We start from the raw sequence: 25007 nt of genomic DNA, 5'->3' as shown, positions 1-25007 counted from the left end.
CCTCGCATTCTGACGGCATTACGGACTCTAACGTACTTATCCAGCGCAACAAGAAAGCTTGGTGACATCCTTCTCGAAGCCCTGCGCTGCCAGCTTCAAGCCTTCGACCGTTGTCAGATAGGGGAAAATCATCGCGCCCAGCTCTTTCGTGGTCATGCCGAATTTCAGGGCCATGACCATCGTCTGGATCGAATCCGCTCCTTCCGGCGCCATGATCTGCGCGCCGAGCAGCTTGTCCGTTTTCTCGTCTGCCACCAGCTTGATCAGGCCACGGGTATCTGCAGCCGCAAGAGCACGGGGCACCTGGTTCAACGGCGCAATCGACTCTTTGACCTCATAACCGGCGTCAATCGCCTCCGACGCCGTCATTCCGACGCCAGCAATTTGAGGGTCGCAAAACACCACCCAAGGCATTGTGCGGTTGTCATAAGGCTCGACAGGCTGATCGGCTGCGTGCTTGGCCGCAAGTTTCGCCCCATAGGCTGCCATGTAGACGAACTGATCGCGGCCTGTGACGTCCCCGGCGGCATAGATCGATGTGTTGCTGGTGCGCATGTGACCATCGACAATGACGCCGCCGCGCCCATCCACTTCAACATCAACCTCCGCCAAGCCGAGATGGTCGATGTTCGGACGCCGTCCAGCGGCGATGAGGACTTTTTCTGCTGTGACAATCTGCGTGCCGCCACCCGTCTCGCAGTGGAGTTGCACGCCCTTGGAGGTCTGTTCGATGCGCTGATAGCCAACGCCTGAACAAACCTTTATTCCCTCCGCCTCGAATGACGCCTTGAGCGCTTCGCTGATTTCCGGGCCGGCTTCGGGAAGCAATCGGGTGCGACAGCAAATCGTCACCTTCACGCCGGCTCGCGAGAACATTTGACCCAACTCGCAGCCGATCACACCGCCGCCAATGACCATCATCGTTTCTGGCAGGATCTCAAGTTCGAGCGCAGTGGTTGAGTTGAGGGTCTCAACGCCTTCGATACCCGGAATGGGTGGGATGCTGCTACTCGAGCCGGTGGTGATGATGGTTTTCCCCGCCCGTATAATCCTGCCGTCGACATGGACGCCGCCCTGAGTCAGCTTGGCCGGGCCGTCGGCGTAGATATAGTCGATGTTTTCGTATTCGGGGAGAAGCGCCTCGTATTTCTTGTCGCGCAAGGCGTTGACCAGCGCCGTTTTCTGGGCCTGGACAGCCGACCAGTCAGTGACGCCGGATGTGACGGTGATGCCCGCGAACCGTTGCGCTGCATGAGAACTGTGAGCCGCTTCCATCGCCCGGATCAGTGCTTTGGACGGAACGCAACCAACGTTCACACAGGTCCCGCCGATGGTGCCGTGCCCGATCAGCGCGACGCGAGCGCCCGCTTCAGCCGCGGTGATTGCCGCCGAAAATCCGGCCGATCCAGCCCCAACAACTGCGATGTCATACTGGCGGCCGTTCTCGTATGAGCAACAATCACTCATTCGGGCATTCTCCTATTTTCAATTGGTGGTCGGGGCGGTTAGTGTTGGCCGTTGGATTCATCGTGCGGTGCGCCTGACGGATGCGCGGGATAGCCAGCCTGAGTTGATGCCTGGGCGATCTCATCCATCGACGCGACCGCCGGGTCGAAATTCACAACCGCCGTCTTGCTATCGAAATCGACATCAACTGAATGGACGCCATCAACCCGGCTCATGGCCGTACGGACGGTGATCGGGCACATGGCGCACGTCATGTTTTCGATCTCGAATGTGACGGTTTCGCTGGCTTCGATCTTCGAGCTAGCAGCTGCGTCAGCCGGTGGGGCTGAATACAGCGCCAATCCGCCAAAGCCGATAACACCGATTGCGGCAGCGGCCATTAGTAGTGTGGTTGTCTTGGTCATTTTGGTCTCCTTAGTAAAAAATTGAGGCCCACCAATCGATGGTGGCCGCGAGCAGAACAATCACCAGCCCGGCCCAGAGAGCCACTTGAGTGATGAGGGTGGATTGAGGTTTGGCGCAGTAGGAGCCGTCTTCACAGGGTGGTTTGGCCTTGAAATAGACGTGCCAAAACCCAAAACCGATAAAGCCCAGCGTCACCGCGATAAAATAGGGCTTGAAGGGTTCGAGCGCGGTTAGCGACCCGATCCACGCGCCGCCAACCCCGGCTAGCACCAACAGCAATGGCACTATGCAGCAGGTGGATGCGAGGATTGCGCCGGCGATCCCGCCGGCGGCGAGCCATTTATCGCTTTTGTTTGGTGCTGGAACTTGGGCCTGAACCGGCTCGATATGTGTCATTGGTTTTCTTGCTCACTGCTTGATTTCCAGTGAGGCTAATCCCTGTAGTGACTACAGACACAAGCGGAAAATGATCACGAAAACACACGAGGCTGTGAGAGCGCTCGGTGGGCACCCTTAGCCGCGTGACCTGCGGGATATTCCGCCGGGAAAATGCATGCCGCTCATCCGTCCCGTCGCATTGCACTCCAATATTCAAGCCTTTTTGCCCTCGGGCATGACACCGTCGAGTGCATCAATCACCGGGCAATTCGGCACCACGCCACCACCACACTGAGCCGCCATGTCCGACAGTACACCTTCGAGCCGGTTGAGATCCGCGATTTTCGTCCGAACCGATTCAAGGTGGCTCAATGTCATGTCGTGCACCTGGCCACAGCTATACGAATTGTTGTCGACCATGCTGAGCAGGCCTTGAACTTCGGCCATCGCAAAGCCAAGCTCGCGTGCCCTCATCAGGAATTTGAGCCGGCGAACATCCTTATCGGAGTAGATTCGAAAGCCGTTTTCCGCGCGGACCGGTTCCGGCATCAGCCCAATGCTCTCATAGTATCGCACCGTCTCTAAGTGACAGCCTGTCAATTTGGCGAGTTTACCGCGGGTGATATTCATGCCTTGGCGCCGTTCTCGAATTCAGAATTTCGGGACAAATAGGAATTGTTTCCAATGATCGACTGAATAGCCGCTAGTTTTCTATACGCCCTCGGTTTTCGATATCTGCTGCCGTTCGAACGCGACGGGCGACAGCATCCCCTTCCTCACATGCTTGCGCTTTGGGTTGTAGGACATTTCGATGTAGTCGAACACGTCCTGGCGGGCTTGCAGGCGGGTTTTGTAGGTTCGACGCCGTATTCTCTCGCGCTTGAGCGACGAGAAGAAGCTCTCGGCCACGGCGTTATCATGGCAGTTGCCGCGCCGGCTCATCGAGTGCTTCAGCTTGTGGGCCTTCAGGAAGGAGGTCCAGGCCATGCTGGTGAACTGGGAGCCCTGGTCTGAGTGGATCAACACCTTGTTATCCGGCCTCCTGCGCCAGACGGCTATCAGCAAGGCCTGCAGGACCATTTCCGTCGTCTGACGGCTCTGAAGCGACCAGCCGACGACGCGGCGGGAGTAGAGATCGATGACGACCGCCAGATAGGCGAAGCCTTCCAGTGTTCTGATATAGGTGATGTCCGTCACCCAGACAGTATCGGGTGTAGCGACGTCGAACTGCCGATCCAGTGTGTTGTCAACGACAATAGAGGGCTTGCCGCCATGGCTGCCGGGCCTTCCTGATGAGTGCGGTCTGGCGGGCGTCTTGCCTTGCCCGTCCTGCGGCTGATCCCGTAACGCCGGCACAACGCCGACATGTTGGCTCCAAGCCGCCCGGCCAAACACACAAACTCCTCGCGTTGTGCCATCACTGACAGCTCCGTAAACGGCATGCCCACCTCCTCTGGCGTCACACCGAAACTGTCAGCCATGTCTCCGAACGAATGTCACCTATCTATCCGGTCCATACAGCAGATCAGGGGGCACCCCCAGGTCTCATGTCCCGCCCCCATAACCTGGATTGACATTCTGGACCTGTGCCGGATTGCGAGATTCAGACCTCTGCAAGAGTTCAACCTGGCGACGAACCCATCGCGCCACCTCATGGCTCGGCAGCAGGCCTTCTTGGTTGGCAACATAAGGAAGACCGTCCAACACCTCGGCATAGGGTCCAAAACCGTAAACTCTATAGGGAATGACCAAGGCCGGGCTGCCGTGCTCTGCGGCCTGTTCAACGAACGCGCGAATGCGCTGTTCCGATGCGACGCGTTTTTCCGCCCAGTCCTCACGCAAAGTCTGCACCTCGACGTGCCGGAAGGGCAGCGCTCGCCGTACGGAATCGGCCCGTGCATCGATATTGCTCAGCCACCGCTGATTTTCGGCATCGTCTGCAGGACCATGGGCGAGGATCAGGATACTTTCCTGTTGCGGGTCTGTGCTGAGTTGTCTCGCGCGCTCAACAAGCACACGTCCCATCTCCGGCGCTTCCGACAATCCTTCCTCACTCAATGCGAAAGAAGAAATTGTGTCAATCTGCCAGAAAGCCATGGCATGACCACCATGATGGGCGGCGGCAGCCTCATCCATCATCCGCATGGGTGCCCCCAGGCTGATCCCAAGGATTTGCTCGGTTCGCTCAAACCAGCTGTCACCACTGATGAACAGTCTGACCACACCAATCTGGCGAACGCCTTGAGCCTCCAACCGATGCACTGCGTCCTGGATGCTGCCGGCATCTGCCATGCCAAAGGCAATCTCAACGATGTAGTCATCGCGTATCTCATCAGCCATGGCTTCAATCGCGCTGTTCCAGTCTGCCTCCCCGCCATGTGCCATGATCAAAACGCCGTAGCTGGCGGCATTGCCAACCTCTTGACGGTTTGACGAAGAGGCACATCCCCCCAGTAAAAACAATGCAGTAAACAGAGATATATAAGCTCTCAGCATGTGGATTCTCCCTCGTATCAGGGGAGCGACCAGACAGGCTGCACTCCCCCAAAGGCAATCTTTCTGACGTATCAATAATGCGAATGATTCTTACTTGCAAACTGTTTTATGGGGTGCGATATAGCGCCAATTGCAAATCATTCTCAATGAGGGGGCGTTCATGAGACGTTTATTACTCAGCAGCATTTCCATCCTGACACTCACCAGTTCGGGCCTTGCTCAAGCACACGAGGTCGTTCCGGCGGACGAGGTCGACATCATCGTCGTCGAGGCAACGCGCACACAGATCGATAGCTTTGATTATCCCGGGATGACATCCGTGATTAGCCAGGACACGCTCGATCTCCTACGCCCATCTGATCTCGACGATCTGCTGAGCGCCTTGCCTGGGCTAGAGATCTCCGGCGGTCCTCGGCGGACCGGTCAGACCATCTCGCTGCGCGGCCAGGGTCGAGAGAACACCACTCTGCTTCTGGACGGAGCGCGGCAAAACTTTTCCTCTGCCCATGACGGCGCCATCTTCGTCGATCCCTCCCTGATCGTGAGCGTGGAATCCGTCCGTGGCCCGGCATCCTCACTCTACGGATCGGGCGCATCCGGCGGTGTGATTGCTCTGAGAACCGCAAACGCTCTCGATCTGCTTTCCGAACACGAAACTCACGGATTTCGTCTCGGTCTGGGCCTGCGCACCGTTGATGGCGAGCAGCGTTCCTCCGGAAGCGTTTACGGGTTGGCCGACAATCTCGACCTGCTCGTTTCGGTTTCGCGCCGGCAGTCCGGTGACATCGCCTTGGGATCGGGTGATGAGCTTCCAGCCAGCGACGAAGCCGTGTCCGGCCTGTTCAAGCTGGGAATTTCGTTATCCGAAGGCGTACGCGCCGAACTTGGCTGGCAGATATTTGACGGCAGGGCCATCGAGCCGAATAATGGCCAGGGCTTGGCAGAGCCCAGCGCATCCAACGCGCTGGAAACGAAGGATATCACCAACAATAATCTGACTTTTTCGTTCAATGCTTCGCCTGCCAACGCGGAATGGCTCGACCTCGACCTGACAATCTATCGCAATCAATCAAACGTTGATGAGGAAGAGATCACCGCCCGGCGCACCCTGCGCCGCGACCTGGAAACTATCGGGATCCGGGCCGACCAGCGTTTTGCCTTCGCTCTCGGCGCCTATGATGCGGGACTGACACTCGGCGGTGAATATTACCAAGACCAGCAAGACGGGCACGACAGCACGTCTGTGGACACAATTCGCGGCGGCGCTCCGGATGCATCCACCCGCTTTGCGGCCAGCTATGTTCAGCTCGAACTGGAGGGCCCGGCCCCGCTCGGATTGCCCGGTCACGTCACCCTGTTGCCCAGTGTGCGCCTCGATGATTTTGAAAGCCGCTCCGCCCTCGCTCCGACCTCTGCCGACAGCAAGATATCGCGCCGGTTCGGACTAAGCTATGCCGCGACGCGCAATCTCACCGTATTCACAAGCTGGGGTGAAGCCTTCCGGGCGCCTTCGATCAACGAGCTCTATCTCGACGGAACCCATTTTTCCTTCCCGCACATCATTTTGGGCGCTCCGGTATTCATCAGCAATGAGTTCATTGCCAATCCCGATTTGCGCCCGGAAGAAACTGAAACCTGGGAGATCGGCTTTGGTCTCGACCTGCAGAGCCTGCTCGCAAACAGCGACTCGCTGCGCATCAAGGCTTCGTGGTTCGAGACCGACGCGGAGAACCTTATCGACATCGCCGTCGATTTTGCCTTCGACGCCAGCTGCTTTTCTCCGCCTTTCTTGCCCTGTACCGCCGGCACGACGCAGAGCAGAAATGTCGGTCAGGCCAAACTCTCGGGCTATGAGGTCGATCTGACTTATGAGAATGGCCCGTTTTCCCTGACGGCGGCCCTGTCGGAAATCGATGGCGAAGATGTTGCCACGGGCAACCCCCTGGGCACCCTTACGCCGGCTCGTCTCTTGCTCGATGGCCGGTGGCTATTTGAACCCCAACGTCTGACTTTGGGTACCCGAGTTGAGATCGCCGATGCGTTCAACAAAACGACCGATCCGGCCAACCAGCGTGACGGCTATGCCGTGGTCGGTCTATATGCGAGATGGCGTCCAGTGGTCGAGCAGGGCCTCAGCATCAATGCTGGTATCGCGAACGTGTTCGATGAAGATTATGCTCGCGTTTTTGCGGGTGTGAGCGAGCCAGGACGTTCATTTCGTCTCGATTTGACCTGGTCGAGTAGTTTTTGATTTTCTACGTGTGGACGCAATCGGACCAGCATCGAGCTGTGGGGAGCTTGATGTGAACTCTCATGAGGTTGTTCATTCGGGCTGAAGCCTTGAGTCTGGTTGTTGCGCGACATCCAGAGGAAAGGAGCGTGCCGAATGAACAACCATAAAATGCCCGAGCTACACCGTCCAATTTCCGTGACCTGAGTGGCCTCAGCATCTCGCCCGGCGACAATTCGCTCAAAGTTCGTCCGATCAGGCCGGGCCCGTGACGCTCGAGGATAGCTTGTGCCATGTGGCTCCTAATCAGATCAACACCGGAGCGCTGGTTCAATGCCGAAAAGACATCAAAATGGATGCTGTCGGTGTAGACCCAACGCGCAGGATGTCGAGCAGCCAGCCTCTCCAGAACGATCAAAACTGCTATTATCAGCTGACATGATCAAGAAGGTGCCGCGGCACTGTAGGAGCACGAACTGGCCGCCGCCGAGGGCGCCAGATCGGCCACAGCGAATCAAGTAGCGACTTCACACAGGTTTGGCGCAAGCGCGTCGCAAACGGTCGGTGTAATGAGAAAGTCACAGGCCCTTTCAGCGTCTGCGGCCGCGCGAAAGATGATGCCGGGGTCTTTCAGGAGGCGAATCCAGGCGGCGATATAACTCGCGTGGTCATCGATTTGCTTGCCGAGGATCCCGAAGCTGGCACCCATGAAAGCCGCAGCGAGTTCGGCGACGAGTTCTTCATAGGCGTAACGCTGTTTGTCGATTGCGTGAATGATGCCGTCGCGCGCGAGACGCTGGCCAGCGCCGGACCAATGGGCCAGCTCATGGCATGCCGTCGCCAAATGATCCTGCGGGGAATGAAAGGCCCCGATGGCGGGCCAGCGAACCACGTCGCGCGCTGGTATGTAGCAAGGTTGCGGCCCCTCTTCATAGTGCGGTTGGTGGAATGACATCAACGCGTCATAGGCTGACAGCGCATCGTGTTGACGCGGAGCGCCGTCGGCGGCGCGCGCGGGATAGAAATGATCAGGCAGGCCCTCGATCTGTTCGGCATTGAAGACATGATATGTGCGCGAGAAGCCGCGGCGTGCCGGTGAGCTCTCCACCTCGTGTTCGTCATCGCTTGGGCCGAGCGGTTTGTAGACAATCACCGGCGTGCCCTTGGCGCCCTTGCAAATCCGGGCCTCAAGGGCACCTGCCTGGCGGAACGTCATCCAGTAGGGACTTTGAAATTCAAATTGGGTGGCGGCCATCCAGAGCATCAAGACATTGATGCCGCGATAGGCGCCGCCGTTATATCGCAGAGGTCGGCCGACATAGCCTTGACCATCCCAGCCGGCCGACCACGGCTTTACGCCAGTCTCCAGGGCTTTGACGATGCGGGCGGTTACACTCTCTCGCAGGGCTTCGATTTTCATGAGGACCTCTCCTGGGCGTGGGTGACACGTCCGATCCCCTCCTTTCCTCCCCCACCGGGGCGCCTTGAGTTGGTGAACAGCTGGATGGACCCGAGAAGCCTCTACGAACACGCAAGATGATCCATGGACCATATTAACTTGCTCCCGCAGGCGACCGGCCGCGAGGTTCAATCACTTGACGACGCGATTTCAGCCGGCGGGGTCGCCATCATGAGTTCGGGCGTAACCTTCCCGGTCCACGCACGAGACAATTGATACACAAATTTCTTGAAACTTCCATTTTTTGCAAGTATTGGTAATTTTATGGACACCCTTACCAATCTGATTGCCGCAGCTGGATATGCAGATCGCGTTTTCACCGAGCGGCAACTCGCCGAGCTGATTGGCGGCGGCGACCCACGCCGCTACGGGCTTGTAAATCGTGCGCTGAAGGACGGATCTCTAGTTCGGGTAAAGCGCGGCCTCTATCTGCTAAGCCCGTCCCATTCCAGCGGCAACGTCCATCCCTTCGCCATCGCCCAGGCCTTGATGGCCGGCAGTTATATTTCATTTGAAACCGCGCTCTCCTTTCATGGCTGGATCCCCGAAACGGTCTTTGCGACGGCAAGCGTAACGCCCGGCCGTAAGACGTTGGAGCGAGATCATGACCAGCTCGGTCGTTTCACCTTCCATCCCCTTGCCCTAACGCAGTACCGGCGTCTCTCAGGCGTCGCCCGGGTCGAGCTCGGCCAGCGCACTGCACTTGTCGCCCAGCCCCTGCGCGCTCTGATGGATCTCGTCGCGCTCAGAAAGCAATGCTGGTCCGGCCTTGAATGGATCGAGCAAGGCCTGCGAATTGATGAGGTTCATCTAATGGCGTTGCGCCGCAAAGACTTTGCGGCGCTTGCGGGCGTCTACAAGCACAAGGCTGCAACCCAATATCTTGAAAGCTTCGAGGGCGCCGTCTTCGACCTGAAATCGGCGGCCAGAACCGGCGCGCGGCAACGCGCAGTAGGCACCACATGATCGATCTCATCCAGGAAAAGCTTGAACAATATGCCCCCAGAAATGCCCTTGAGGAAGAAAACGCGACCAAGGAAATTCTGCAGGAGATCGCGCTCTACGCGCTCTGGCGTGCGGATTTCTTCGATATCGCGCTTTTTCAGGGCGGCACGAGCCTGCGCATCCTTCATGGATTGCCCCGCTTTTCTGAAGACCTCGACTTTATGCTGCGAGCACCAGATCCGGGATTTGAGTGGGCGCGATATCTGGACGTCCTCCTGCAGACTTTCGCGGAATTTGGTCTGCAGTCCGAGGCGTTGCCCAGGGGCAAGATGGACAAGCGTATCCGTCAGGCTTTAATCAAGGACAATTCCGTCGCGAGCCAACTCGATCTCGCGTTTGCGGACCGCCATCCGAACAGAAAAATCAAGATCAAGCTGGAAATCGATGTCGCCCCGCCGCAGCATTCTGGCGAGGAGCTGAGCTTCCTGGACTTCCCCCTCGACCATGAAGTGCGCCATCAGGACCTCGCATCGAATTTCGCGTTGAAAATCCACGCCCTGCTTTGTCGCGGCTTTCTCAAGGGCCGCGATTGGTATGATTTCTCCTGGTACGTCGCAAAAGGCGTGTTCCCAAACCTTCCCCACTTGCAGGCGGCGCTCGGGCAATTCGGTCCCTGGGCTGACAATGTGGACCTTCAGGTCGATGCGGCCTGGCTCGAACGCGAACTGGAAGTCGCGATCCACGCCGTCGACTGGCGAGCGGCCGCAGACGATGTCCGCAGGTTCCTGCGTCCCGTTGAAGCCAGGTCCGTGGACCTATGGGCAGAACCATTCTTTCGCAAAAAGCTCGAAAAATTGATCGCAAGCGGTACTTGAAGTCTAATTCGAACAGAGCCGGGCCCATCACGACCGCTCGGATTGTGGGGGCCCTCCAGTGGGTGGTCCGCTCCCATTATTTGAACCGCCTGCTCTTGGTGTGTTCCGGCTGGTAGACCGGCGCTTGCGCAGCCGAGGCAACAAGGACGCCTTTCCCCCTTGTTGGAACACCTCGGATCAAACGCTCAAAGCGGCGATGGTGTCCTTGCTGATTGGCAACACAATACGCTCATCAGGAACGGCCAATGCCTTGTTGGTTTCCGGACAGTCTATCGACTTGATGATGTGACGGATCGTGTTCAGCCGCGCTTGGCGTTTGTCGTCGGTACGTACGACATACCATGGCGTGTGCTTGCAATCCGTCCGGCGCAGCATTTCATTGCGGGCGGCCGAATAGGCATCCCATTTTTCCAACGCGACCGCGTCAATCGGGCTTTTCTTCCATTGTTTCAGCGGATCCTGGTCGCGATCGGCCAGTCGGCGTTCCTGCTCAGACCGGCTGATATCCAGATAGTATTTCAGAATTTGAATGCCATCGCGGACCAGCATTCCTTCAAACGCCCCGACATTGTCAAAAAACACCTCGACCTCATCATCACTGGCAAAGCCCATGACTTTCTCGACGCCTGCCCGATTGTACCAAGAGCGATTGAACAGCGCGAATTCACCGTCCGCTGGAAGGTGCGGCGCGTAACGTTGGAAGTACCAGCTGCGCATCTCACGGTCAGATGGTTTTCCAAGAGCGACAACGCGTGTCTCGCGCGGGCTGAGATGTTCAGCGATACGTTTAATGACACCATCCTTGCCGGCAGCGTCGCGCCCCTCGAGGATGACCAGAATGCGATGCCCATGCGTGATTGCGCGGCGTTGAATCTTGACCAATTCGACCTGAAGTGCGCGCAAGTCGCGTTTGTAGGCCTTCTTGGACAGGACCTCATTGTCGTGGTCACCCTTGGGCATTTGCGTGAGCCTCATAATCAATAATCGACGACACGCGTCGGTTGGCGCGACGCTCGGGTTCGGGCGAGTATAGATAGTCGCGCGTCAATGGGACGGCGTCCTGTCGTTTGGCGAGTTGAAGCTGGAATACATTGTGTACCCCATGACGAAATGAGAGCGCGCTGCAGACGAGATAAAAGTCCCACATGCGCACGAATTGGGCGTCATAGAGCGCCTCGGCCTCATCGGCTCGTGCCAGGAAACGGTTGCGCCAGGCCTTGAGCGTTTCTGCATAATGAAGGCGCAGGATTTCGACATCCAGCACCATCAGCCCCGCCTTCTCGACGGCAGGCAGGATTTCGGAAAGCGCTGGAATATAGGCGCCCGGAAAGATGTGCCGCGCGATCCAGGGGTTGGTGATTGCCGGCCCTGAGGTGCGCCCGATCGTGTGAATGAGCGCTGTGCCATTTTCGCTGAGGCGCGCGGCGATCTGATCAAAGAATTTCCGATAATGCGGCACACCGACATGTTCAAACATACCCACCGAGACGATCCGGTCGTATTCGCGCGTCAGATTTCGATAGTCCTGAAATTCAAAATCCACCCGGTCGCCGAGACCCAGATCCTCGGCACGCTCGCGGGCCAGGCAAAGCTGCTCGCGAGACAGGGTCACCCCATGGACGTTGACCGCTTCGCAGCCTGCCAGATGCAACGCAAGTCCGCCCCAGCCACAGCCGATATCAAGGACATTATCGCCCGGTCTCAGGCAGAGTTTTCTGGCGATATGGTCCTTCTTGAAACGTTGAGCGTCGGCAAGCGAATCCTGGGCATCATGAAAATAGGCACAGGAATACTGCATGTCTTCATCGAGGAAGAGACGATAGAGCTCGTTGCCGATATCATAGTGGTGCGCGACGTTACGCGCCGACCGAGCCTGCGGATTGAACTGCGCGAGGGCCCGAAACGTCTTCCTGAGGAACGCCGGCAACGCCCCACCAGAGGTGCCATCAGCCAGCAGATTGCGCCAAAGCAGATCGAGCAGCTCGTAAAGATCGCCCGCCTCAAGGATCAAGCCGCCTTGCATATAGGCTTCGCCGAGCTCCAGCTCCGGATCGAGCAGGATCCGGCGTAGCCAGGCATCAGTGGTAACCGCGATACGGATCTGATTCTGACCCAGCGTTCCAAACCTCGTTGTTTCTCCGTTTGGGAATGTGACCTCAAATTGCCCGTGACGGATCGACCGGCGCAGCCGGCTCTTGGCGATTTCACTCCAGATGCTCATCCTCTGGCCCTCCCCTGCTTAGGGCGCACCGTCGCGCTCTGTTCGCATAACCTGATACGGATATGACGGCTGACCCCCTCAAACATTACAGGGGTCACCGCGAAATGACGGGCTGAACCCGCCAGATTGATGAGGGGTTTTGAGGGGGGAGCCGATCAGCGGCGTAATAATGATCAAGACCAAACATCAGCCTAGCCATCAGAGAGAATATGACCTTGGACCAATCCCGTTCGGAGCGCCGCAGACGTGTCCTCGAGACCACCTTGATCGAGTCGCACCAGGACATATTCCGGTTTCTGGTGCGCAAACTGCGCAACGAGGCCGATGCGAAGGATGTGATCCAGGAGTTCTACGTCAAAGCGCTGACACGGTTCGACGATCTGAAAGACGAAGACCGGTTGAGGGGTTGGCTCTCGCAGATCCTGCGATCAACAATCGCAGATTTCTTCCGAGCGCGGGCCCGCACACGCAAGGCGCTCGGAACCTATGCCACCGAAGCGGCGCTCGAGTTCGATGACGACGAATTGGACGCAGCCATCTGTGCCTGCCTCTACAAAATGCTCCCGACGCTCAACCGGGATTATGCAGACTTGATCTGGCGGGTTGATTTGCTCGGTGAGGATCGGTCAGCGATCGCGGACGATCTCGGCCTGACCGACAATGGGTTACGCGTGAAATTACATCGGGCTCGCCGCGCCATGCGCGATCGGCTGGAGCAAACCTGCCTGACCTGCGTGGAGCATGGCTATTTTCGCTGCGCCTGTCCCGGCGCAGAAGGCTTAAGGAAACATGGCCCCGTCAAGCGCCCTGCGGGCAGAGCGGGACCAGACCGAGCGAGCCCGGTCGAGCCCTGAATCCGGTCGTTCGACAGGCTCGATGTAACGTGATGACGCTTTGTGCGTCCTTATTCAGGAGCGCCCAGTGGAGTTCGCCAGGCAACCTTCGCCTCGCAATCGCTCGATCCTTTCGAAGCGACCTTGCTGGCCCGCTCTGCGAGACTGCCGGGGCCGGACCCCAATGAGCCTGCCCGAAGAAACATGCGGCGCCCGATCCGATTTGAACCGGAGCGTTACAATACCACGACCAGTGCCCGAACCGATCTCCGATAGACGCGCCCTCTCCCCGATAAACCCCTCAATCAGGACAATGCCATCATGCCAGACGATCTCACTGCCGAGCTCCAGAAACGTAGCAAACCCAAGAAGGCCGGTAGGGCAAAGCAGCGGCCGGCGGCACGCCGTTCGCAAACCAAACGGCCTGAGACGTCCCCCTCTCCGTCGCCCTCGTCCGCACCGATCTGGCCAACACCGCAAGAAATGACGGCCTATGGCATCGATGTGTTGCAGCGGCAGGTCCTCTTCTTCGACACGCTGCGCCAACGCGCCAATGCGATGCTCGCCCATGAGGCCGAGGGCATGCCGCCGGTCCTGAAATTCAAGTACGAGCTTTTGGCGGACGCAGCGACATTCCAGCCGGCGAGCAATTATCAGCTGCTCAAAATTCTCGAGGTCGGCGAGATCTGCCTCGATGATTGTCTCGACCCTGACAAGCCGCCGGTGATCATTATCGATCCGCGGGCGGGTCACGGACCGGGGATCGGCGGGTTCAAAACCGAATCAGAGGTCGGGATCGCGCTGCATGAGGGCTATCCGGTCTATTTCGTTGTGTTCACACCAGACCCGGTGCCCGGCCAGACACTCGCCGACGTGCTGGCGGGTCTGCGTCATTTCGTCGAGATCGTTTCGGACCGGCACGATGGCCGGGCGCCGGTCCTCTATGGCAATTGTCAGGGCGGCTGGGCGGCCGCGCTTCTGGCGGCCGATTGCGAGGGCTTGACGGGGCCCGTCGTGATGAACGGATCACCGCTTTCCTATTGGGCGGGCGAGCCCGGTGCCAATCCCATGCGGCTGGCGGCAGGCTTTGTTGGCGGGGTCTGGGTCAACCACCTGCTCTCCGACCTTGGAAATGGCTTGTTCGACGGCGCGTGGCTGGTCCAGAACTTCGAAAACCTCAAACCGGAGGGCGCGATTTTTCGCAAATATGCCGACCTGTTCGAGAACGTCGATACGGATTCCGACCGCTTTCTGGAGTTCGAGCGCTGGTGGGGCGGTTTTCACCGGCTCAGCCGCGAGGAAATCATCGCGATTGTCGAAAACCTGTTTATCGGAAACCGGCTTGAACAAGGCCTGGTGAAACTCGGGCCCGATTGCGAAATCGACCTCAAACATATCCGCAATCCGCTGGTCATTTTCGCGTCCTATGGCGACAATATCACGCCACCACACCAGGCGCTGGGATGGATACCGGCGGTCTACAAGACGACCGAGGAGCTCATCGACGCCGACCAGCGCATCGTCTACCTGATCAACCAGCATGCCGGTCATCTCGGGATCTTCGTCTCCGCGAGCGTCGCCCGGCTTGAACACCGCGCAATCCTGGAGAGCCTCGGCAAGATCGAGGCCCTGGAACCGGGCCTCTATGAGATGAAGATCGACAATCCCACCGGCGATCCCGACTGCGCGCACGACCAATACACTGTCCGGTTCGAGCCGCGCCAGGTCGAGGATCTTGTCTTCGAGACCCAGCCCGAAGCATTCGAAAGGGTGGAACAGGTTTCAACACAGATGGAGGCGGTCTATTCGACCTTCGTCAGTCCGTCGGTGCGCGCCTGGTCCACCCCCCTTACGGCCGAGGTGCTGAAATGGTCCCATCCGATGCGGATGAGCCGCTATATGTTCTCGGAGATGTTCAACCCCGCCATGGCCATGACCGCCGCGCTGGCACCGATGGTGCGTGACGGTCGCGAAGCGGTCGGCGAGGAGAACCCGCTGCGCAGAGCCGAAAAGACGGGCGTTGACAGGGTCGAGAGCGGCCTCTCCCGCCTGCGCGTATCGCGCGACGCCGCAACGGAGCAGGCGTTCAGCTGGCTCTATGACTGGCCCAGCCTGGCGCGCTCGTCCCAAGGAGGGGCGGACAAGAAATGAATGCACGCGATAGCTCTGACCTCGGCCCGCACAGCGTTTTAACCATCAATGGCGGCTCATCCAGCCTCAAGGTGGCGCTGTATCGGATCCGTGAAGAGGCGGTCAACATCATGGCCGGCGCGGTGACCGGGATCGGAGCCGCGCAGGGGCATATGGCGGCGCGCACCGCCCATGGCGAAGCGCTCTGGGAGGACCGCACTGTCTACGCCAATCACCTCGTGGCGCTGGAAGCCTTCTTCGAGGCGATGGCAAAGCATGTCGATTTCGCCAGTATATCCGCGGTCGGGCATCGCGTCGTACATGGCGGTCCGCATTTTATACGACCGCAAAGCCTGACCGCCGCGGTCGAGGCGGATCTGCGCAAACTGATCCCGCTGGCACCGCTACATATGCCCGCCAATCTTGATGGCATTACCGCGGCGCGCCATCGGCTGCCCACAGCGTTGCAGTATGCATGTTTCGATACGAGTTTTCATGCCGACATGCCGGCCGTCGCCCAACGCACCGGGGTGGCACCCGAGATGGAGGGTGAATTCATCCGGCGCTACGGCTTTCACGGCCTGTCATATGCGTTCGTCGTCGATGATCTCGCGGCCCGCGCGGGCCAGGCCGCCGCCAGGCAGCGGCTGTTGATCGCTCACCTCGGTGCCGGTGCGAGCATGGCGGCAATCCGGAATGGTAAAACCGTCGACACGAGCATGGGGTTTTCAGCACTGGCCGGTCTGCCCATGGCAACTCGCAGTGGCGATATCGATCCCGGTCTGCTGCTCTATTTGATCCTGGAAAAAAATTGGGATCCAACGCGGCTGCAGCACGAACTCTACCACGAGGCTGGCCTGCTCGGCCTGTCAGGCTTGAGCGGTGATGTCGAAACCCTGCTTGAAGCGAGGGATAGTCTGCGCGCCATCGAGGCGCTTGATCAGTTCACCTATCAGGCCCGCAAACAGGCCGGCGCCCTGATCGCCGCCATGGGCGGTGTGGACCGTATCATCTTCACCGGCGGTGTTGGTGAACACGCCCCCTCGATCCGAGCCGCCATATGCGAGCCGCTGAGCGATCTGCTCGGGATCGATTTTGACAGTGACGCCAATAACCGGGGCGCCAGCCGCATATCAAAGCCGGCGAGCACCGTGATTGTCGAAACCGTTCACACGGACGAAGCCTTGATGATCGCGCGCGCGGGGCGCACGATACTTGAAAATGCCGCCACTCAAATACCGGGGCGGCCCTCATGACATCTCATCGTGATTTTTCTACCCTGGAATCTGCTGCCGATCCGGGCCCGCCTTTGACGCTGGCTGTGGTCTGCGCCGCCCAGAAGGAGGTCCTGCTCGCCGTCGACGCGGCCTGCAAGCGCGGCTGGTGCAACGCGATCCTGATCGGCGATCCGGCCGAGATCGAGGCCGAGACGAAAGCCGCAGGTCTGACGCTGAACCGAGATCAAATCCTGCCGGCACGAAGCGAGGAGGAGGCGGCCCGCTGCGCCGCCGGTTTGCTCAAGAATGGCAGCGCCCAGATCGCCATGAAGGGACTGATTCACACGAATGTCTTGCTGAAAGCCCTGCTCGACACCAAAGCGGGATTACGCCAGCCAGGCGTGCGGGTCAGCCATGTATTCCTGGCCGATATTCCGGCCTATCCAAAACTTCTCGCGATCACCGACGCCGCGGTCAACATCGCGCCGGACCTCGGCGCCAAGGCCGCGATCCTGCAGAACGCCATCGATTTCATGATATCGATCGGGATCCGCCGGCCCAAGGTCGCTGTCCTGTCGGCGGTCGAGACCGTCAATCCGCTGATTGCGTCCAGTCTCGACGCGGCCGCGCTCTCGATCATGGCCCGGCGCGGCCAGATACACGGCGGGATCGTTGATGGGCCGCTCGCATTTGACAATGCGATTTCACTGAAGGCCGCCGGCATGAAAGGCATTGTGTCGTCCGTGTCCGGAGATGCCGATATTCTGCTCGTCCCCGATCTCGTCTCCGGCAATATCCTGGCCAAAAATCTCGAATACCTGGCCGATGCGACGATCGCTGGCCTGGTATTGGGGTTAATCGCGCCGGTCGTCCTGCCATCGCGGGCCGATCCGGTCGATGCGCGGCTGGCAGGTCTTGCCCTCGCGCGGCTGAGTATCACCGCGAAGGCCCGCAAGCAGCCCGGCAAAGGCGCGACCTCAGTCAGGCCATCGCAGCCATCACGCAGCTCACCGCAGCCGGAGGCCCTCTGCTGCCCGCCGGACGCCGGTGAACCCGCTCCCCCCAACCCATCCACCGGAGACAGCCATGTCGAGATTTGATCCTGTTATCTGTGCGCCCGTACGCACCGCCATCGGCACATTCGGCGGCAGTTTGAAAGATATCCCCGCACCCGATCTGGGCGCCATCGCGATCAGGGCTTCGCTGGAACGTGCGGGGCTGGCGGGCGAGGCGATCGACACGGTGGTGATGGGCCAGGTTCTGCAAGCGGGTGCGGGGATGAATCCGGCACGCCAGGCAGCGATCGGCGCGGGCCTGCCGGTAGGCGTGCCGGCGATGACGGTGAACCGGGTCTGCGGCTCCGGTGCCCAGGCGGTCATTACCGCCGCCCAGGAGATCATGCTGGAAAATGCCAATTGTGTGGTCGCCGGTGGCATGGAGAATATGGATCAGGCCCCGTTCCTGCTCGGCAAGGCGCGCTACGGCTATCGGCTGGGCAACGGATCGCTCATCGATAGCCTGCTTCGCGATGGTCTCAACGATGCATTTTCCGGTGAGCATTCCGGCTGGCATACAGAAGATCTCGTCAAACAGAGCCGCATTAGCCGCGCGGCTCAGGATTCGTGGGCGCTTCGCTCACAAACCCGGTTCTCCGAAGCCCAGGCCGCAGGCCTGTTCGATGCCGAGATCACGCCGGTCGAATTGAAAACACGCGCAGGATCCAGCCTGTTCGACAAGGACGAACACAATCGACCGGACACCAGCCTGGAAAGTCTCGACCGTCTCAAACCCGCCTTCCGCAAGGACGGGACCATCACCGCGGGAAATGCGCCCGGTTTGAACGCCGGCGCAGCGGCCATGATCATTGCCGATCATGCCTGGGCCGACGCCAACGGCCTGCAGCCAGCCGTGCGGATCGCAGGCATGGGCGTCGGTGCCGTCGAGCCCGGCTTGTTCGGTCTTGGTCCCGTGCCGGCTGTCAGACAAGCGCTGGCGCGTGCGGCCTGGCCGCTGGGTTCGGTGGAACGCGTCGAGATCAACGAAGCCTTTGCCGCAATCGCCGTCGCCCTCGTCAACGAACTCGGCTTCAGCGAGGACATCGTCAATGTCGAGGGCGGCGCCATCGCGCACGGCCATCCCATCGGCGCGACAGGCGCGGTTCTGATCGTGCGACTAATCCACGCCATGCAGCGTGAAAGACTGTCGCGTGGCATGGTCACCCTGTGCATCGGCGGCGGTCAGGGCATTGCCCTGGCGCTGGAGCGAATATCGGCCTGATCGCGATAATCACTCCGGTCGACCGCGGCCAGGGCAGTCAGACGCAGTCGGCCCATCCGCGAGGGGTGATGCCTTGGCCGGCGTATCAATCATCAGGGAGTTGGTCGTGAACACACCGGAATGCGATCTCGGCGGGAAAACCGCGCTGATAGTTGGCATCGCGAACGAACACAGCCTTGCCTGGGCTGCGGCCGAGCGTTTTCACCGTGCTGGCGCGCGCCTGGCGATCACGTATTTGAATGACAAGGCGCGAACCCATGTCGAGCCCCTGGCCGAAAGGGTAGGCGCTGAACTCCTTCTGGAATGTGATGTCACCCAGGCAGGAGGATTGGAGGCCGTCTTCGAGGCTGTAAAAGCGAAATGGGGCAAGCTTGACCTTGCCTTTCACGCCATCGCCAGCGCGCCACTATCCGATCTCCAGGGCCGGTTGACCGATTGTTCCGCGCAAGGTTTCGCCTCGGCCATGACCGTTTCCTGTCACTCGCTGCTGCGGATGGCGCGACTCGCAGAGCCGCTAATGCACAAGGGCGGATCGTTGACGACGCTCAGCTTTTACGGCGCCGAAAAGGTTGTCGATCACTACAATCTCATGGGCCCGGTCAAGGCAGCGCTGGAAAGCGCAGTGCGCTACCTGGCTCATGAACTCGGCCCGGCCAATATCCGCGTCAACGCGATCTCCGCCGGACCGGTTGCGACCCGGGCCGCTTCGGGCCTCATCCATTTCGAGGAATTACTCACGGAAGCCGCCAACAAGTCTCCACTCAGACGCACCGTGGACGCCAGCGAAGTTGGCAAAGCAGCACTGTTTCTCGCTAGCGATCTGGCGAGCGGTGTGACAGGCGAGATTTTGCATGTTGATGCCGGTTTTCATGTCAATGCCATGGTTTTCCATTGAGGAGCGCGGCGAAGATGATGGTTGATTTCCCGGAGGGCAATCAGGCGGTGACCCCGACTAGTGCCGCCAAGGCCCAGGCTCAGCCCCAATGGGCCGATCTCCTTTGCACAGACCGGCCCCGACAGCGCTTCAAAATGAGCGTGCCGCGCTGCGCCGATCCCCAATTTCCCAGGGCCGGCCGGCCCGGGCAGCACAAACAACGCCGCGTCCCGCCAAACGCGCCCTAACCGATAGAGACCCCGATCATGGACCATTCCAAGCACACCCATCACCACGCCGCCGCCCCGGCGAAGGGCGATAAACCGCAAGCGAGCTCCGACCCGCATGGCGGCCACAATCATGAGGGCATGATCGCCGATTATCGTCAGCGCTTCTGGGTCGTACTGATTGCCACCGTGCCGATTTTGGCTCTGGCGCCCATGATCCAGCGCTGGCTGGGGCTGTCCGACACCTTGCGGTTCGCCGGCGATAGCTATGTGCTCGCGGCACTCTCCAGCCTGGTCTTTTTCTATGGTGGCTGGCCGTTTCTGAAGGGCTTCTGGCGCGAAATCACAACCCGGGACGTCGGGATGATGACGCTGATTTCGGTCGCGATCACTGCGGCCTACGCCTACTCGATCGGAATGGTTGTGATCGGCAGCGAGGAGACTTTCTTCTGGGAACTGGCGACCCTGATCGCCGTCATGCTGCTGGGCCACTGGATTGAAATGAAATCCGTGCTGGGCGCGGGCCGGGCGCTTGAAAAGCTGGCCAGCCTGATGCCGGATGAGGCGCACTTGCTGGCCGCCGATGGCTCGGTGAGCGAGGTGTCGGTCTCCACCCTGGTGGGCGGCGAACACCTGCTCATCAAACCTGGTGAAAAAGTGCCCGCTGATGGCATCGTCATCAAGGGCGAATCCTCGCTCAACGAGTCCATGTTGACCGGAGAATCCAAGCCGATATCCAAAACCGTGGACTCAATCGTCATTGGCGGATCCATCAATGGCGAGGGCTCGCTCACCATCCGTGTCGACAAGACCGGTGACGAGACCTTCCTGTCGAGCATCATCAAGCTGGTCCAAGAAGCCCAGGCCAGCAAATCCAGGACCCAGGATCTTGCCAATACGGCGGCGCGATGGTTGACCGTAATTGCGCTTGGTGGCGGACTGGTGACCGTCCTGTTCTGGACGCTGTTCACTGGTCAGGGGTTCGGTTTTGCCATGGCGCGCGCTGTGACGGTCCTGGTCATCGCCTGCCCGCACGCGCTTGGACTGGCCGTGCCCCTGGTTGTGGCGCGTTCGACCGCGATCGCGGCCACGAATGGCCTACTCATCCGGGATCGGACCGCGTTTGAGGACGCACGCAAGATCAATGCGATTATTTTCGACAAGACGGGAACCTTGACCAAGGGCGCGTTTGGAATCACCGACACGCTCGTGTTCGATACCGCGTTCAGCGAAGAGGACATTGTCGTCTACGCCGCCTCGATCGAAGCCCACTCCGAGCATCCGATCGCCCAGGGCATCGTCAATGACGCGCCGAATGCGTGGCCGGTCGACAAGTTCAAGGCGATCCCCGGCAAGGGCGCTGAAGGCACAGTCAAGGACCGCAACGTCAAGGTCGTTAGCCCCGGCTATCTGCGCAATCAAGGGGTTGAGATGGACGATCCCCGCTTCGAGACCCTGAGCGCCGAAGGCAAGACCGTCGTGTTCGTGCTGATCGACGACAAGCTCGCCGGCGCGATCGCGCTTGCCGACATCATCCGTGAGGAGTCCGCGCAGGCCATTGCGGCGCTGCAGGCCATGGGCATTCAGTGCATCATGCTGACAGGCGACAATCAACAGGTTGCCGACTGGGTCGGAAAGCAAATCGGACTCGACGAAGTGATCGCCGAAGTCCTGCCGGAAGAGAAGGCCGCCAAGGTCCGCGAGATTCAATCGCGCGGGCTGATCGTGGCGATGACCGGCGACGGGGTGAACGATGCGCCGGCGCTGGCCCAGGCCAATGTCGGGATCGCCATTGGCGCGGGCACCGATGTTGCTATCGAGACGGCCGATATCATCCTGGTCCGCTCAAGCCCGGCAGATGTCGTGGCCATCATCGAACTGGCTCGCGCCACATACAACAAGATGATGCAAAACCTCGTCTGGGCGACCGGATACAACACGTTCGCCATACCGGCTGCTGCGGGCCTGTTCTTCCCTTGGGGCATTATCCTGACACCGGCCTTGGGCGCAGTGTTCATGTCGGCCAGTACCGTCATTTGCGCCGTCAACGCTCAGCTACTGAAACTCGACCGCAAGGGGGTAACGGCATGAACCTGGCTCAACAAGGGCTCCTGGCCCTCCCGGAGCTGCACCTGTTCGCGCTCGCGATCGTCGCTCTGACCTTGCCGGTGATCAGTCAGGAGATGCGCATGCGCTGGTATGATCGCGTGCCGATCAGCCTCCTGGCGGCTGGACGGATCCTCAAGAGCTCCGCGACCCGCCACTCGCGCCGCGACGCTACCAATCTCCATTCCCTGAAGCCATCCACAAAGGAGGCATATTGCCATGCACAATCATTTCGACCATGAGGAGCACCGGCCCCGGGGCGGGCGCTTCTGGTGGCCCGTCCTCGCGTTCGCGGGCGCTCTCGGCCTCCTGCTCATCTTCGAACACCGCGCCCACATCCCGGCAGACCTGTTCCTCCTGGGCGGGTCCCTGCTTCTGTTCGGAGGCATGCACGTCTTCATGCATGGTTCACACGGAGGCGGTCATGGAGGCCATGGCGGGCACCACGGTCAACATGGACAAGACGCTTCGCAATCCGACGAGCGTGACGAGCCGGGCGCACAGCCATGAGCGAACCCGCGGCCTCCTCCGAATATGGTCTCTGGGTTCTGGTTGTCCTGAACTCGGCCCTATTCATCATATTTGCGTTTAGTTTCGCCAAGCCCTCAAAGGCTCGAGATTGGACCTCGTTTGGCGCATTCAGCGCTTTCGTGATTGCCCTTTTTACCGAGATGTACGGATTTCCGCTCTCGATCTATTTCCTGTCGCCCTGGCTTGCGAGCCAATTCCCAGATGTCAATTGGCTCGCGCATGATTCAGGGCATTTCTGGGAAATGATCTTTGGCTGGAAAGACAATCCGCACTTTGGACCATTCCACATGGTCAGCCTTGCTTTTATTGTCTTCGGTTTCAGCGTTCTGGCATGGAGCTGGCCAATACTGCATGCTGCGCTGCGAGGCGGTAAGCTCGCGAAAACGGGCATTTACGCCCGCCTGCGCCACCCTCAATATGCTGGCTTCGTATTGATCATGTTCGGTTTTTTGCTGCAGTGGCCGACTATTCTCACGCTCGTCATGTTCCCGATTCTGGTGTGGATGTATGTGCGTCTCGCGCTGAAGGAGGAACGTGACGCCGAAACAGAGTTTGGCGATGAATACCGCGCCTACACAGCCGTTACACCGCGGTTTTGGCCGCGCTGGCGCTAACGTCCGGCGTCCCGACAGACGCCTCCCGGAGACCGTAGACCCTAACCGTTCGCTGCAGCCGCATGGACCGAACGGCCCAATTGGTGAGATTTGCCGATATTGGCTAAACCCCGAGGGAGGTGATGTGAGAGACCGGGCGGAGATCACGATCGTCGGAGCGGGGCCGGCAGGCTTGACCTGCGCCATTGGCCTCGCGCTGGCGGGCAAGAAAGTAGTCGTACGCGAATGGCATGGCGATGTTGGCCACCGCTTCCATGATGACTTACAGGGCCTTGAAAACTGGACCGATCCTGTTGATGTGCTCGATGAATTGGCCGCGATCGGTATCGCAGCCCGTTTCGACCATCATGGCGTGAGCGAAGGTGTCGTTTTCGACGGTCAGGCCAAACCCCATCGTGTGCGCGGCAAGCGGCCTTTGTTTTATCTGTTGCGACGGGGCAACGCGATCGGCTCACTGGATCGGGCGCTACTCGATCAAGCGGTCAAGGCAGGCGTGGAGGTTCGGTTCAATGACCGCGTGACCGAGACAGCCGGCGATATGATCCTCGCGGCCGGACCACGCCGCGCCGACATCATTGCGGCCGGCAGAGTTTTCGACACGGACATGGAAGATGGGGCCTGGCTCGCGATTGGATCTGAGCTGGCTCCAAAGGGATACGCCTACCTCCTCACCCACAACGGGCGCGGAACGGTGGCCAGTTGCATGTTCTCCGGCTTTCGCGATCAGGCCAGCCATGTTGCCGCCACGCTCGCCTTTTTCGAACGCCATGCCGGATTGCGTATGCAAAATCCGCGGCCGTTTGGCGGCTTCGGCAACATCCGCTTGCCGCGCACAGCCATGCAGGGCGAATGCCCGGTGGTCGGCGAACATGCCGGGTTTCAGGACGCGTTGGCCGGGTTTGGTCTACGATATGCCGTGCGATCAGGTCGGCTGGCGGCCGAGAGCCTGATCAACTCGACGAGCTACACCGATGCATGGCGGCGGGCGCTCCAACCCGGCTTGCGCACGGGGGTCGTCAATCGGTTTCTGTTCAACGCCGCCGGGCAGAGCGGGCTTGATTGGCTCATCGAGCGACTGGCGCGCAACGAGGCCGGCGACACGTTGGCGCAGGCCTACCGCCCGTCACTTCCAAAGCGAGTTCTGTTCCCACTCGCGCATCATCGCTTTCGCGCACCGTTGATTGACCCCAGTTGCAATCATGAAAACTGCGACTGTGTCTGGTGCGAGCATGGCGATCATTCTGCAGCGATCGCCGGCGCATAAAAATTGGGCCGTCTGACGCGGCGGGGCTCTGCATCAGCTGTGTGAAGATTGGCGGATATCTGATCCGCCTTATTGGCTTCAACCTGCGCTTTAAGCATGTTTCGGGCTCGGCGGACCCGCGTCTCGACCGCTTTTACGGATATTCCCAGAATGTCCGCAACTTCGCTTTGCGGGAGATCTTGAAATACCTGCAGCATGAAGGCCTGCTTCAACGTGTCCGGCAAGGCGTCCACCATCTTGGTGACGCGGTGGAGTTCATCGCGATGCTCACAATCATCCGAAATGTTTTGCGAGGCGTCAGCGATCTCGGGCCTGTCCGGCCTCTCCAGCGCGGCGGCCTTAAAGAAGAAGCTTCGCACAGCGCGTTTACGCCCGTGGTCGCGAACCTTGTTCAGCGCGATCTGGTAAATCCAGGTCGAGAATTTCTGTGACGGATCATAGGTGCCCATAAATCGCCA

General features: G+C 59.6%; 22 protein-coding genes and 1 pseudogene. 13 read left to right on the top strand and 10 right to left on the bottom strand.

Annotated elements, in window-relative coordinates; translation table 11 throughout:
- Positions 1-36 precede the first annotated feature (36 nt).
- The 6 genes and pseudogenes from merA to AAC023_RS06670 form a co-directional block, all read right to left on the bottom strand.
- On the bottom strand, positions 37-1467 hold the full coding sequence (merA, locus tag AAC023_RS06695) for a mercury(II) reductase (RefSeq protein ID WP_339739426.1): 1431 nt from the start codon (positions 1465-1467) through the stop codon (positions 37-39).
- 38 nt (positions 1468-1505) lie between these two features.
- Positions 1506-1871 carry a cation transporter gene (locus AAC023_RS06690; protein ID WP_339739424.1) on the bottom strand — a complete coding sequence of 122 codons (366 nt, stop codon included), beginning with the start codon at positions 1869-1871 and terminating at the stop codon, positions 1506-1508.
- 10 nt (positions 1872-1881) lie between these two features.
- A complete protein-coding gene (locus AAC023_RS06685) occupies positions 1882-2268 on the bottom strand; it encodes a mercuric transporter MerT family protein (protein WP_339739422.1) in 387 nt (128 codons plus the stop codon).
- Between the two features lie 195 nt (positions 2269-2463).
- On the bottom strand, positions 2464-2880 hold the full coding sequence (locus AAC023_RS06680) for a helix-turn-helix domain-containing protein (RefSeq protein WP_339739420.1): 417 nt from the start codon (positions 2878-2880) through the stop codon (positions 2464-2466).
- Positions 2881-2961: 81 nt separating this feature from the next.
- Positions 2962-3537: pseudogene (locus AAC023_RS06675) on the bottom strand (IS3 family transposase); the annotation flags it as partial.
- A 258-nt stretch (positions 3538-3795) separates the two neighbouring features.
- Entirely contained in the window at positions 3796-4746 is a 951-nt protein-coding gene (locus AAC023_RS06670; RefSeq protein ID WP_339739418.1) for a CbiX/SirB N-terminal domain-containing protein, read from the bottom strand.
- A gap of 130 nt (positions 4747-4876) precedes the next feature.
- Between AAC023_RS06670 and AAC023_RS06665 the strand changes: the two genes are divergently transcribed.
- Positions 4877-6997, top strand: coding sequence for a TonB-dependent receptor (locus AAC023_RS06665; protein WP_339739416.1), 2121 nt, complete (start codon positions 4877-4879; stop codon positions 6995-6997).
- A gap of 493 nt (positions 6998-7490) precedes the next feature.
- Here the strand turns inward: AAC023_RS06665 and AAC023_RS06660 are convergent, their stop codons facing one another.
- Entirely contained in the window at positions 7491-8396 is a 906-nt protein-coding gene (locus tag AAC023_RS06660; protein ID WP_339739414.1) for an ArdC-like ssDNA-binding domain-containing protein, read from the bottom strand.
- A gap of 267 nt (positions 8397-8663) precedes the next feature.
- Here AAC023_RS06660 and AAC023_RS06655 point away from each other — a divergent pair, with 267 nt between their 5' ends.
- Together AAC023_RS06655 and AAC023_RS06650 are read left to right on the top strand one after the other, a co-directional pair.
- Positions 8664-9401 carry a hypothetical protein gene (locus AAC023_RS06655; RefSeq protein ID WP_339739412.1) on the top strand — a complete coding sequence of 246 codons (738 nt, stop codon included), beginning with the start codon at positions 8664-8666 and terminating at the stop codon, positions 9399-9401.
- Positions 9398-10255, top strand: a complete 858-nt coding sequence (locus AAC023_RS06650; protein ID WP_339739410.1) for a nucleotidyl transferase AbiEii/AbiGii toxin family protein — start codon at positions 9398-9400, stop codon at positions 10253-10255. The genes AAC023_RS06655 and AAC023_RS06650 overlap by 4 nt, the downstream gene beginning before the upstream one ends.
- A 177-nt stretch (positions 10256-10432) precedes the next feature.
- Here AAC023_RS06650 and ppk2 read toward each other — a convergent pair whose 3' ends face one another.
- Together ppk2 and AAC023_RS06640 are read right to left on the bottom strand one after the other, a co-directional pair.
- Positions 10433-11215, bottom strand: a complete 783-nt coding sequence (ppk2, locus tag AAC023_RS06645; protein ID WP_339739407.1) for a polyphosphate kinase 2 — start codon at positions 11213-11215, stop codon at positions 10433-10435.
- On the bottom strand, positions 11202-12476 hold the full coding sequence (locus AAC023_RS06640) for a cyclopropane-fatty-acyl-phospholipid synthase family protein (RefSeq protein WP_339739405.1): 1275 nt from the start codon (positions 12474-12476) through the stop codon (positions 11202-11204). Before AAC023_RS06640 ends, ppk2 begins: the two co-directional genes overlap by 14 nt.
- Positions 12477-12685: 209 nt before the next feature.
- Between AAC023_RS06640 and AAC023_RS06635 the strand changes: the two genes are divergently transcribed.
- The 10 genes from AAC023_RS06635 to AAC023_RS06590 all read left to right on the top strand — a co-directional run bounded on the left by AAC023_RS06635 (position 12686) and on the right by AAC023_RS06590 (position 24549).
- Positions 12686-13330, top strand: coding sequence for a sigma-70 family RNA polymerase sigma factor (locus tag AAC023_RS06635; RefSeq protein ID WP_339739403.1), 645 nt, complete (start codon positions 12686-12688; stop codon positions 13328-13330).
- 462 nt (positions 13331-13792) lie between these two features.
- A complete protein-coding gene (locus AAC023_RS06630; protein WP_339739401.1) occupies positions 13793-15460 on the top strand; it encodes a DUF3141 domain-containing protein in 1668 nt (555 codons plus the stop codon).
- Positions 15457-16695 (top strand): acetate/propionate family kinase, encoded by a 1239-nt coding sequence (locus AAC023_RS06625; RefSeq protein ID WP_339739399.1) that lies wholly within the window; start codon positions 15457-15459, stop codon positions 16693-16695. The genes AAC023_RS06630 and AAC023_RS06625 overlap by 4 nt, the downstream gene beginning before the upstream one ends.
- On the top strand, positions 16692-17756 hold the full coding sequence (locus AAC023_RS06620) for a bifunctional enoyl-CoA hydratase/phosphate acetyltransferase (RefSeq protein ID WP_339739397.1): 1065 nt from the start codon (positions 16692-16694) through the stop codon (positions 17754-17756). Before AAC023_RS06625 ends, AAC023_RS06620 begins: the two co-directional genes overlap by 4 nt.
- On the top strand, positions 17743-18933 hold the full coding sequence (locus AAC023_RS06615) for an acetyl-CoA C-acyltransferase (protein ID WP_339739395.1): 1191 nt from the start codon (positions 17743-17745) through the stop codon (positions 18931-18933). The genes AAC023_RS06620 and AAC023_RS06615 overlap by 14 nt, the downstream gene beginning before the upstream one ends.
- A gap of 73 nt (positions 18934-19006) precedes the next feature.
- The gene (fabI, locus tag AAC023_RS06610) at positions 19007-19828 is read left to right on the top strand and encodes an enoyl-ACP reductase FabI (RefSeq protein WP_339739393.1); all 822 of its coding nucleotides are present in this window, start codon (positions 19007-19009) and stop codon (positions 19826-19828) included.
- Positions 19829-20073: 245 nt separating this feature from the next.
- On the top strand, positions 20074-22125 hold the full coding sequence (locus tag AAC023_RS06605; RefSeq protein ID WP_339739391.1) for a copper-translocating P-type ATPase: 2052 nt from the start codon (positions 20074-20076) through the stop codon (positions 22123-22125).
- Positions 22122-22382 (top strand): hypothetical protein, encoded by a 261-nt coding sequence (locus AAC023_RS06600; RefSeq protein ID WP_339739389.1) that lies wholly within the window; start codon positions 22122-22124, stop codon positions 22380-22382. Before AAC023_RS06605 ends, AAC023_RS06600 begins: the two co-directional genes overlap by 4 nt.
- A gap of 264 nt (positions 22383-22646) precedes the next feature.
- Entirely contained in the window at positions 22647-23285 is a 639-nt protein-coding gene (locus AAC023_RS06595) for an isoprenylcysteine carboxylmethyltransferase family protein (protein ID WP_339739387.1), read from the top strand.
- Positions 23286-23409: 124 nt separating this feature from the next.
- Positions 23410-24549 (top strand): NAD(P)/FAD-dependent oxidoreductase, encoded by a 1140-nt coding sequence (locus AAC023_RS06590; RefSeq protein ID WP_339739385.1) that lies wholly within the window; start codon positions 23410-23412, stop codon positions 24547-24549.
- On the opposite strand, the gene AAC023_RS06585 is transcribed toward AAC023_RS06590, so the two are convergent.
- The coding region (locus tag AAC023_RS06585; protein ID WP_339739383.1) for an RNA polymerase sigma factor at positions 24522-25007 on the bottom strand (486 nt) is incomplete at its 5' end. The two genes, AAC023_RS06590 and AAC023_RS06585, sit on opposite strands and share 28 nt — an antisense overlap.

The sequence above is a fragment of the uncultured Maricaulis sp. genome (genome assembly GCF_963976135.1).
Classification (GTDB): domain Bacteria; phylum Pseudomonadota; class Alphaproteobacteria; order Caulobacterales; family Maricaulaceae; genus Maricaulis.
Note: the sequence above shows the minus strand (reverse complement) of the source record. Positions and strands in the feature narration are given on the sequence as shown.

What these genes read in the sequence shown, in the direction of transcription:
- AAC023_RS06690 (WP_339739424.1), bottom strand. Translation starts at nt 1,871, where the DNA reads ATGACCAAGACAACCACACTACTAATGGCCGCTGCCGCAATCGGTGTT.
- AAC023_RS06600 (WP_339739389.1), top strand. Translation starts at nt 22,122, where the DNA reads ATGAACCTGGCTCAACAAGGGCTCCTGGCCCTCCCGGAGCTGCACCTG.
- AAC023_RS06620 (WP_339739397.1), top strand. Translation starts at nt 16,692, where the DNA reads ATGACATCTCATCGTGATTTTTCTACCCTGGAATCTGCTGCCGATCCG.
- AAC023_RS06615 (WP_339739395.1), top strand. Translation starts at nt 17,743, where the DNA reads ATGTCGAGATTTGATCCTGTTATCTGTGCGCCCGTACGCACCGCCATC.
- AAC023_RS06650 (WP_339739410.1), top strand. Translation starts at nt 9,398, where the DNA reads ATGATCGATCTCATCCAGGAAAAGCTTGAACAATATGCCCCCAGAAAT.
- AAC023_RS06640 (WP_339739405.1), bottom strand. Translation starts at nt 12,476, where the DNA reads ATGAGCATCTGGAGTGAAATCGCCAAGAGCCGGCTGCGCCGGTCGATC.
- AAC023_RS06625 (WP_339739399.1), top strand. Translation starts at nt 15,457, where the DNA reads ATGAATGCACGCGATAGCTCTGACCTCGGCCCGCACAGCGTTTTAACC.
- merA (WP_339739426.1), bottom strand. Translation starts at nt 1,467, where the DNA reads ATGAGTGATTGTTGCTCATACGAGAACGGCCGCCAGTATGACATCGCA.
- ppk2 (WP_339739407.1), bottom strand. Translation starts at nt 11,215, where the DNA reads ATGCCCAAGGGTGACCACGACAATGAGGTCCTGTCCAAGAAGGCCTAC.
- AAC023_RS06670 (WP_339739418.1), bottom strand. Translation starts at nt 4,746, where the DNA reads ATGCTGAGAGCTTATATATCTCTGTTTACTGCATTGTTTTTACTGGGG.
- AAC023_RS06680 (WP_339739420.1), bottom strand. Translation starts at nt 2,880, where the DNA reads ATGAATATCACCCGCGGTAAACTCGCCAAATTGACAGGCTGTCACTTA.
- AAC023_RS06605 (WP_339739391.1), top strand. Translation starts at nt 20,074, where the DNA reads ATGGACCATTCCAAGCACACCCATCACCACGCCGCCGCCCCGGCGAAG.
- AAC023_RS06685 (WP_339739422.1), bottom strand. Translation starts at nt 2,268, where the DNA reads ATGACACATATCGAGCCGGTTCAGGCCCAAGTTCCAGCACCAAACAAA.
- AAC023_RS06595 (WP_339739387.1), top strand. Translation starts at nt 22,647, where the DNA reads ATGAGCGAACCCGCGGCCTCCTCCGAATATGGTCTCTGGGTTCTGGTT.
- AAC023_RS06635 (WP_339739403.1), top strand. Translation starts at nt 12,686, where the DNA reads ATGACCTTGGACCAATCCCGTTCGGAGCGCCGCAGACGTGTCCTCGAG.
- AAC023_RS06630 (WP_339739401.1), top strand. Translation starts at nt 13,793, where the DNA reads ATGACGGCCTATGGCATCGATGTGTTGCAGCGGCAGGTCCTCTTCTTC.
- AAC023_RS06660 (WP_339739414.1), bottom strand. Translation starts at nt 8,396, where the DNA reads ATGAAAATCGAAGCCCTGCGAGAGAGTGTAACCGCCCGCATCGTCAAA.